Genomic DNA, 8,110 nt, shown 5'->3' on the forward strand with positions numbered 1-8,110 from the left:
CACCTGCGGCACCCCGCCGTCCACATGCTGCCCCCCGTCGGCAGGCTGGGGGGGGGCGTGCTGCGGGGGGCCCCCGGCCGGCGGCGCGCACAGGGGGGGCGGGGTACGGGGTTGGCGCCCCGTACCCGGCCCACCGGCTGGTCCGCGCTGTGCGCGGCACGGGTCGCCCCGGAACACCACCAGGGACAACTGGCCGGGGCGACCCCAGTCTGCGAATCAGTACGTCGAAGATCCGACGAGCAAACCACACACGATTGTAGCCAAGGTTCCGACAATATTCGCGAGATCCAGGCGAAGAACATTGACGTTCTTATTTAGAGTCGCAGCCCGGAAGCTAATATCTCTCGGATCCCGATTCTTAAACCGATGGCCAATGCTAGCAGCATTCGTTGAAGCTGCCGGAGTGAAAATTTTGGGAGCTTCCCGGAGCAAGCTCGCCCGACAGGGCCGCCTGGCCTGTGCGGGGATCCGGCGCCGTCACCCGCCGGTCAGAGGGATAGATGCTCCAGGTCCGGCCGCCCGCCGGGTCCGACAGCACCGCTCGGCGACGCCTTCGGCCACGGTGTGCAGGTGGTGCCCCCGACATCGACCACAGCGCTTGCCGCGCCCATGCTCGAACCCGCGGCCACCGTGGACGGCCAGCAACCGGCTGCCGGCGGACAGCCAGCGATTCGGCTCGGGCCGGAGAGCATCCGGCTGCGCCCGCGCACCCTCGCCGCCGGCCCGACCGGCCGCGACCCCCTATGAGCCGCCCACTGCCATGCCGCACGGCAGGACGGCCCGTGTCCGTGCAGGTCACAGCCGCAAACCCGATGCCTACTGTCTGTCAGGCGACTTATAGTCCAGATCCGAGATCATCGAAAGGGGGACCTGTCATGGCCGACACCACCACTCGCGCCGACGGCGGCCGGAGCCGACACATCGGCGACGACGGTCTGACCGACCGCCAGCGGCGGATCATTCTCTTCGTCGAGGCGTACACCACGGCGAACGGATACCCGCCGGCGATGCGTGAGATCGGCCAGTACGCGGGCCTGTCGAGCACGTCCTCCGTCGCCTACCAGCTACGCCGCCTTCAGGACTTGGGGTGGATCGAGCAGGACCCCCACCGCCCCAGGGCCTACCGTCTGCCCGGAGGCCGAAGCGCCACCGCACCGAAGCCCGCCGCCGAAAGCACAAGCGTCCCGCTCCTCGGCAGGATCGCGGCCGGCGGACCCATCCTCGCCGAGCAGCAGGTCGAGGAGCACTTCACCCTGCCCCGCCGCCTGGTCGGTGAGGGCGAGCTGTTCGCCCTGGTCGTCACGGGCGACTCGATGTCCGGCGCCGCGATCTGCGACGGCGACTGGGTCACGGTGCGGCGCCAGCCGATCGCCGAGACCGGCGACATCGTGGCCGCGATGATCGAGGGCGAGGCCACTGTCAAGCGCCTCAAGCGCGAGAGCGGCGGGATCTGGCTGATGCCGCACAACCCGGCCTACGAGCCCATCCCGGGCGACAACGCCACCATCCTGGGCAAGGTCGTCGCGGTGCTCCGCAGGCTCTGAGGGACCATCAACGCCACGCCGGACGCTCGCACGACCACGTCGTCGCCGGGCGGCCGACCAGCAGCGCGGCGAGCGTGAAGGAGGCAGGCTGCAGCCCGACCGGGCCCGGCTCGCCCCTGAACAGCCCGTCGACCGCCTCGGCTGCCGAACGGCGGCCGGACCGGGGCTCACTGGGAACAGATCGCCGAGCTCGACCGACAGGGCCTGGACACCGTGCGCCAGGACCCCGACTCGGGCCAGGTCCAGGTGATCTCCCGCGAGTACGACGACCCGCAGGCAGCCCCAGAGAGGGACGCCGCGGCCCAGCCACGGCCCAAGCGCCGCTGGTTCGGCCGCTCCTGACAGGGCGCCCGTCAGCCCGGGAGGGCACCGGAGCGGGGCGGGAGAAGCTGGACATCCTGCAGGCCGAGCAGCTCTGTGGCCCGGTCGATGGCCGACCGCATCGGGTCTCCCTTGAGCATGGGGCTGACCACGGTGGCCGCCTGCAGGAGGGCGATCGCGAGCTGGATGACGTCCGCGAACCCCAGGTCCGGGGCAGTTCTGCTCAGCTGGACGGTGCCGTCGGGCAGCTCGCGCTGGTAGAGGCGGGCGGTCAGCCCGGTGGTGTGCGAGAGCGACGACAGGTGGGCGTAGACCGGGTACAGGTCGGGCGACCCGTACTGGGTGAACAGGTCCCGCACGTTGCGCAGCTCCTCTTTCAGCCGGTTGTGCCGACGCTGCTCAGCAGGGGTGCGCACCGGGGCGGGGGGCTGGGTGGCCCGCTGTTCCTCCAGCAGGGCCCGGTACTGCGGGGCGACGGCCCAGCCGGTCCTCTCCAGGTCCTTGCAGAGACTCTCGCGGTCGGCCTGGTCCTTGTCGTAGAGCGCGTCCAGGGCGGGGACTCCGTTGTCGGCGATCCAGTGCAGGGCGTAGGCGTGGTTGAAGATGCTGCGGGTCGTGGGAGCCACCTCGGCGGCTGTGAAGCCGCGGCCGCGCAGGATCAGCACGCCCTCACTGCTGCGGCAGACCACGCGCCACCAGTTGTAGACCACGCCGAAGACGGGCACGTGCTGCTCGGCCACCACCAGCGGAGCGCTGACGGTCTGTTCGGCTGCCTGGAGCAGCTCGGTGGCCGCCGCGGTGGCCAGCGCGGCGCCGGCGGGATCGTTGGTTAGCGTGGTCATGGCCGCACTGTAGGCCCGGTTCGCACGGAAATCGACCGGTTTTGTGACGGTAGCTGGGGCGACGTCAGCCCTGGTGGTTCGCCTGGGTGATGGTGTAGCCGAGCTCGGTGAGTCCGCGCCAGATCGCCAGGGCCTCCCTCGTCGCCTGCTCCAGTTCCTGCGGCCCGGCAGGTGCGGAGATGTTGCGGAACGCCTCCTTCACCCGCTCCTCCGCCTTGGTGCCCACCATCTCGGCGACGCTGTCGGTGGTCCGTCCGGTCTCAGACCACCGGCGGCGCATGCCTTCGGCCCCTCGCCACGTCGAGGTGTAGGCGTCGGCGTACGAGCCGCCGAGCCTGACCAGCTGGCTCCAGAACTGCTCACGCTCCCGCAGGTACTCGTCGATCGCATCCTTCGCGAGGTTCTCGTTGGACTGGTTGTCGCTCATGACGTCAACGTAAGACGCCGGCGGCCGACCGGCAGCCCGGCCACCGAGTGGACTACGGTCGCCGGATGGACGGCCACCAGCAGCTACCCGCCGAGACCCCGGTACCGGGCCCCGGGGACGACATCCACCCTGTTCGGCCGGGCGTGGGTGAGCTTGTCGACCGGGCGGTCGACGCCATGGTGCACACCGCTGGCAGCCCGGAGCCCGGACATCGGCTGATCGCGGAGTTGGCACGGCGGGGCCCCGAAGCCGAGTGGGAGGCGGCGATGCTCTATCTCGGGCTCTTGGCGGCTAAGCCCCCGCACCTGCCGGGCGAGCAGGATCTCGACGAGGCGCGCCGGGTGGCTCGCACGGCCGACCAGGCCACCGCATTGGTCGTCGAACTGGTAGCCGTCCACCGCGCCCGCGGTGCGGACCCGTCTCACCGAACTTTGACGGTGTCTCAACTTTGACCTCGCAGCTCCCCCGCTGGCTGCGGGCGAGGCCATGGATGAGCAGTCAGGTCCGGTCGGCGCCGAACAGGGGGTCGAGCGGCTCGTCCTCGTATCCGAGGACGAGGCAGGCTGTCGCGACCGGCCCCCGGGAGAGCGCTGCGAGCCGGGCGAGGGCCGCCGCCTCGGACGGAAGCGCGCTGGGATCGAGGCCGAGCGCCCGGGCCGCCCGGTTGCGCCGCTCATCGAGGTCGGGCAGGCGCTCCCGGTATTCGTCGGCGACGGCCTGGAGTTCTTCGGCCGTCCGGCCGGGAGCGTCCCGCCACCACGGCGCCACAAGGCACAGCCGCACCAACTCAGGCAGCCCAACGGCAAGCGGGCCGGCCTGACCGTCAAGGCTCACGTACACCACCGGGCGTTCCTCACCGCCCTCGCCGACGAAGCAGAAGGCGTCCCCTGAGCCTGCCCGCGCGAACTGCTCCAGCCGAGCCCCCGAGGCGAGATGGACTCCGTCCTCCAGCTCGTGGTCGGCCGGACTCGTCGCGTCGAGGTCCGCGACCCAGGCAAAGAACGCGACGACCTCCTCATTGGCGGCCAGGCGGGGCAGCAACGCGTCAGGACGAGCCGGGTCGCCGATGCCGCCGGCTGTCGCAGTCGATCTGTTCACTCCGCAACCGTAACCATGGCCCCGGCACCGGCTGTGATCCGGGGTGGTGACGGCGAGGTCGGCACATCGAGTCGGCGTAGGGCGGTTGCCAGAGCCCGTTACTCGGTGGGGGCGAAGGCCGAGCGACGGACAGTCAGGCGCTGCGGCGGCGTTTGCCGGCGGGGGTGTGTTCGAGGGCGTCCTGGAGCTGGCCGCGGGTCATGGTGGAGCGGTGGGGGATGTCGAGGTCGGTGGCGCGCTTGTAGAGCTCGGCCTTGGTGAGCGCGCCCAGGTTCTCCTGGGCGCTGGCGGTGCTGGTGCTCTTACGGGCGTTCGCCTTCGCGGGTGTGCTCGTGGAGGTGCTCTTCTTGGTGCCGGCTGTCTTGGGCTGGCGGTGGGCGGTGCCGCGGCCGGCGGCTGCGCCGGAGCCCTTCTCCTGCGGCTGCCGAACGTCGGCCGCTTCCTTCTGGTCGCCGCTGCCGGCAGCGGCGAGGCTGCGCTCCAGGACAGCCATGAGGTCGACGACGTTGGTGGCCTCCGCGGGCCCCTCGCTGATGGCGATCTCGCGGCCTTCGGCCTTGGCCTGGACGAGGTCGCGTACCTGCTCGGCGTAGGTGTCGTGCCAGTCGTCGGGGTTCCAGTCGGTGGCGAGCATGTCGATCAGCTGCTCGGCGGTGGACAGCTCCTTCTCGGAGACGGCGATCTGCTCGTCGGGGAGGTTGTCGACCTCGCGGCGCGGGTCGCGGACCTCATCGGCGAAGTGCATGGTGTGGGCGCTGAGGATCCCGCCCTCGGACTTGACCGCGGTCAGGTACTCCTTGCCGCGCATGGAGAACAGCGCGAGGCCGGCCCGGTTGGAGCGGGCCATAGCCTTCTGCAGCAGGGCGTAGACCTTCGCGTACTCCTTGCCGCGAGGGCCCAGGTAGTAGGTGGTGTCGAAGTAGATCGGGTCGACCTGGTCGAGGTCGACGAAGCCGCTGATCTCGATCGTCTTGGACCGGCCGGGGGAGATGCGCTCCAGCTCGTCGGGCTCGACGATGACGTACTCGCCCTCGGCGAGCTCGTAGCCCTTCACGATGTCGGAGTACGGGACCTCCTCTCCAGTGCGCTCGTTGACGCGCTTGTTGCGCACCCGGTCCGCGGTGCCGCGCTGGATCTGCCGAAAGCTCACGGAATGGGACTCGGTCGCCGAGTACAACGCCACCGGCACGGTCACCAACCCGAACGACAGAACCCCGGTCCAGATCGGCCTGGCCATAGCCACCACCACCATCACTCTCACACCCGCAGGCGAACCCCCTCCCACCTCCCACTATGCGGCGCGTCCGCCCGGCCGCGGCCGGGCTGCTCGGCCGAACGGCCCACCCCCCGAGTGCAGCGACTACCGCCCCGGCCGACTGGCCGCCTCACCGCGCACCCGGTCGGCGGCCGCCCGGGCCCGGCCGGCCTGCTCGCGCAGCCCGCGGGCCCGGTCCGCCGCCCGCTCGCGTGTCTCCTCGGCGCGCCGAGCCGCGAACCGGGCCCGGTCCAGCACCTGATGCGCCCGCTCGACCTCGCCCTGCGTGTCCCGTGCCCGCTCCTCGGCGCCGGCCAGGTCCTCCTCGGCCCGAACCGCGGCCCGCTCGGCCGCCTCTGCTTCGCCCTCCAGTTGCCTGCGGCGCTGCTCCAGCTCGGCCACGGCCTGCGCCCGCTGCTCCGCAGCGGCTTCCGAGCGGGAGGCCCGGGTGCGGGGTGCTGCCGTCACCGGCTTCCCTGTCGCCTGGGCCGACTGCCAGCCGGACGGCCGCGTGCCGCCGCCCGCCGCCGGAGCCGCGTCGGGCGGGTCCGGGACGGCGGCCAGGGGCCGGCCCAGATCCGGCAGCGCGGTTGGCACGCTGAGTGCCGCAGCGAGCCGGCCTTCGGCGACCTGGTCGGCGGCGCTCGGGTCGGCGAGGGCGGCGGCCAGGGTCTGCTCGACGGCCTGCACGGCGGCATCACCCAGGCGCTCGCCCGCGTCGGCCGCATCCTGGACAGCTGTATGCACCAGCTCCTCCATCAGCCGGCGTCGCCGACCGACCAGCTCGCGCAGCGCCCCGGGGTCGGGCTGGGCCTGCGCGGTGCGCATGGCGGCCCCGACGTCCAGGAGCTGGGCCAGTTGCCCGGGGTGGTGGCGGGTGAGCTGATTGACGGCCCACGCGGGCTGAGTGGGTCGGCGCAGTGCAGCCAGCCGGGCGGCCTGGTCGCGGTGGCCCGCCGCGCGGGCGGCGCGCACGGCGCGGTCGCGCGCGGCGGTGAACTGGCCCGGCGCCAGGCTGTACAGGTTGGTCGCGGTCCGGCCGTCGCCTAGGTGCTCGCCCATGCACCCAGCCTGGCACCGCGGACTCCTGGGTGCCCGGTCTCGACAGGTCACCGGGCGGGGCCCGCCCCCGGCAGCCGGGGAACAGACGCTGTCGGTAGTGCAGGCGGGCTCCATCAGGTGGTGCCGGCGAAGGCGGCCGGGACGACGACCAGGCGCAGCGACCCTGCCGCCGCCGCGGCGGTGACCTCGGTGATCACTGTGAATGGACCGGTGACGAGCAGCAGCCCCGAGGTGGCACGGACCGCGCGCCCGCTAGGGGCAGCGTTTGTCCGCCGGTTTGGGCAGCAGTTGCGGATCTTGAGGTCCGTGAATGTTCACGAGAAATAGCAGCGTGAGCGACGCGCGGTGGGTCGCTCGTCGTGCTTGCGGGGCGTCACTGCTCGGCGCGTGGCTGGCTGAGTTCGGCTCCGACCTTGGCCAGCATCTGGCCGAGGAGGTGGAGGGCGCGCGCCCGTGTCGGCACTTCGCGCGCTGTTCCCGTCCAGTGGGCGTCGGTGAGCTTCTCGGTCGCGGTGAGGATCCGGTCGTCGTCCTGCGAGGCCATTACGAGGACGAACCGCACATAGTCGCCGACGTCGGTGCCCTGGGGGTGCTGGTTGGTGAAGATCTGCAGGCGCGGTGTCAGGGCGGGCAGGGTGCGGTCGGTGGGAAAGACGACAGCAAGGCCGGCGAGAGCCAACCGGACCGCAGGGCATTCGGCCGGCCAGCGGGTCAGCAGATCCGGCGTGCGGGCCTGGACCGCGCTGCGGGCCCGGGCCTCACTGTCGGGATCGGCGTGTTGAGAGGTGTTCGGCCAGGTCTCGGCGAGGTGGCGTTCGCCAACGGTGGCAGCCCTGACCAGCAGATGGACGGCTTGGAACCGCTGTCGGGCGGGAACCCGGTCGTCGACGGCGAGTGCCGCGAGCAGGGCGAGGCCGTCGGCGGTGGCCGGCTGGCAGGTGTCCTGGTGGAGGATTTCGTTGTAGAAGTCGCCGAGGAAGCTCCGGTCGTCCCAGGAGGGGTCGATCTCGGCGTCGAACAGCATCGCTGCCTGGGGTGGCCTGCGGCCCGGCAGGCGGTCGGCGATCACGTCCCGGAAGAGCTGCTGGATCGGCGGACCGGAAGCGATCGCGTCCTGCCGGGTCTGCTCGGGTTCGGCGTGCGTATCCATGGCCAGCGCAGCCTACTGGAGCGCCTCGGGCCGACTACCCGTCGCCTGGGCGGAGGTCGGGAGCAGGTTTGGTCAGCGGCAGAGTAGGACCGCAGGCCCATCGCCCAGGTGCGCGCGGTAGAGCTCGGGGTTCAGGGGATGTCCCAGGCCGGCGTGTTCATGAATGTCGCAGAGTCGGGGAGCTCGGCGGTTCTCAGCGGCCGGGTGAACCATGACCGTTCGATCGTCACGCGCATCACCCGCTCGGCCAGGAGGAACAGCTTCGGGCCCCAGAACTCGGTCGGGTCGGTGACGTCGATCAGACCGGCGCACCAGGCGGGATCCCAACGGGCGTCGCCCTCTCGCAACGGTGTGACGGGTCCGTAGGGCTCCTCGTGGACGACGAGGTCACCGTCAACCGCGTAGGACACA

9 protein-coding genes and 1 pseudogene are annotated in these 8,110 nt (G+C 71.5%); 3 read left to right on the forward strand and 7 right to left on the reverse strand.

The window, feature by feature from the left end:
- Positions 1–875 precede the first annotated feature (875 nt).
- Positions 876–1,544, forward strand: a complete 669-nt coding sequence (gene lexA, locus ACFW1A_RS00945; RefSeq protein ID WP_380401826.1) for a transcriptional repressor LexA — start codon at positions 876–878, stop codon at positions 1,542–1,544.
- A 213-nt stretch (positions 1,545–1,757) separates the two neighbouring features.
- Positions 1,758–1,886: a hypothetical protein gene (locus tag ACFW1A_RS00950; protein ID WP_380401829.1), complete on the forward strand. Its 129-nt coding sequence runs from the start codon at positions 1,758–1,760 to the stop codon at positions 1,884–1,886.
- A gap of 11 nt (positions 1,887–1,897) precedes the next feature.
- Here ACFW1A_RS00950 and ACFW1A_RS00955 read toward each other — a convergent pair whose 3' ends face one another.
- On the reverse strand, positions 1,898–2,707 hold the full coding sequence (locus ACFW1A_RS00955; RefSeq protein ID WP_380401832.1) for a DUF5677 domain-containing protein: 810 nt from the start codon (positions 2,705–2,707) through the stop codon (positions 1,898–1,900).
- Positions 2,708–2,771: 64 nt separating this feature from the next.
- Complete coding sequence (locus tag ACFW1A_RS00960) at positions 2,772–3,134, reverse strand: hypothetical protein (RefSeq protein ID WP_380401835.1); 363 nt, start codon at positions 3,132–3,134, stop codon at positions 2,772–2,774.
- Between the two features lie 65 nt (positions 3,135–3,199).
- Here ACFW1A_RS00960 and ACFW1A_RS00965 point away from each other — a divergent pair, with 65 nt between their 5' ends.
- Positions 3,200–3,586, forward strand: a complete 387-nt coding sequence (locus ACFW1A_RS00965; protein WP_380401838.1) for a hypothetical protein — start codon at positions 3,200–3,202, stop codon at positions 3,584–3,586.
- 46 nt (positions 3,587–3,632) lie between these two features.
- On the opposite strand, the gene ACFW1A_RS00970 is transcribed toward ACFW1A_RS00965, so the two are convergent.
- The 5 genes and pseudogenes from ACFW1A_RS00970 to ACFW1A_RS00990 all read right to left on the reverse strand — a co-directional run.
- Positions 3,633–4,232 (reverse strand): hypothetical protein, encoded by a 600-nt coding sequence (locus ACFW1A_RS00970; RefSeq protein WP_380401841.1) that lies wholly within the window; start codon positions 4,230–4,232, stop codon positions 3,633–3,635.
- Between the two features lie 133 nt (positions 4,233–4,365).
- A complete protein-coding gene (locus tag ACFW1A_RS00975) occupies positions 4,366–5,484 on the reverse strand; it encodes a Ku protein (protein WP_380401845.1) in 1,119 nt (372 codons plus the stop codon).
- Positions 5,485–5,592: 108 nt separating this feature from the next.
- On the reverse strand, positions 5,593–6,549 hold the full coding sequence (locus tag ACFW1A_RS00980) for a hypothetical protein (RefSeq protein ID WP_380401848.1): 957 nt from the start codon (positions 6,547–6,549) through the stop codon (positions 5,593–5,595).
- Between the two features lie 373 nt (positions 6,550–6,922).
- A complete protein-coding gene (locus tag ACFW1A_RS00985; protein WP_380401850.1) occupies positions 6,923–7,699 on the reverse strand; it encodes a hypothetical protein in 777 nt (258 codons plus the stop codon).
- Positions 7,700–7,830: 131 nt separating this feature from the next.
- A pseudogene (locus ACFW1A_RS00990) lies at positions 7,831–8,110 on the reverse strand (hypothetical protein); the annotation flags it as partial.

This window comes from Kitasatospora sp. NPDC058965 (assembly GCF_042741245.1).
Lineage (GTDB): Bacteria > Actinomycetota > Actinomycetes > Streptomycetales > Streptomycetaceae > Kitasatospora.

Excerpts from the sequence above, each read along its gene's own strand:
- lexA (WP_380401826.1), top strand. The coding sequence starts at position 876 with ATGGCCGACACCACCACTCGCGCCGACGGCGGCCGGAGCCGACACATC.
- ACFW1A_RS00955 (WP_380401832.1), bottom strand. The coding sequence starts at position 2,707 with ATGACCACGCTAACCAACGATCCCGCCGGCGCCGCGCTGGCCACCGCG.
- ACFW1A_RS00960 (WP_380401835.1), bottom strand. The coding sequence starts at position 3,134 with ATGAGCGACAACCAGTCCAACGAGAACCTCGCGAAGGATGCGATCGAC.
- ACFW1A_RS00965 (WP_380401838.1), top strand. The coding sequence starts at position 3,200 with ATGGACGGCCACCAGCAGCTACCCGCCGAGACCCCGGTACCGGGCCCC.
- ACFW1A_RS00975 (WP_380401845.1), bottom strand. The coding sequence starts at position 5,484 with ATGGTGGTGGTGGCTATGGCCAGGCCGATCTGGACCGGGGTTCTGTCG.
- ACFW1A_RS00980 (WP_380401848.1), bottom strand. The coding sequence starts at position 6,549 with ATGGGCGAGCACCTAGGCGACGGCCGGACCGCGACCAACCTGTACAGC.
- ACFW1A_RS00985 (WP_380401850.1), bottom strand. The coding sequence starts at position 7,699 with ATGGATACGCACGCCGAACCCGAGCAGACCCGGCAGGACGCGATCGCT.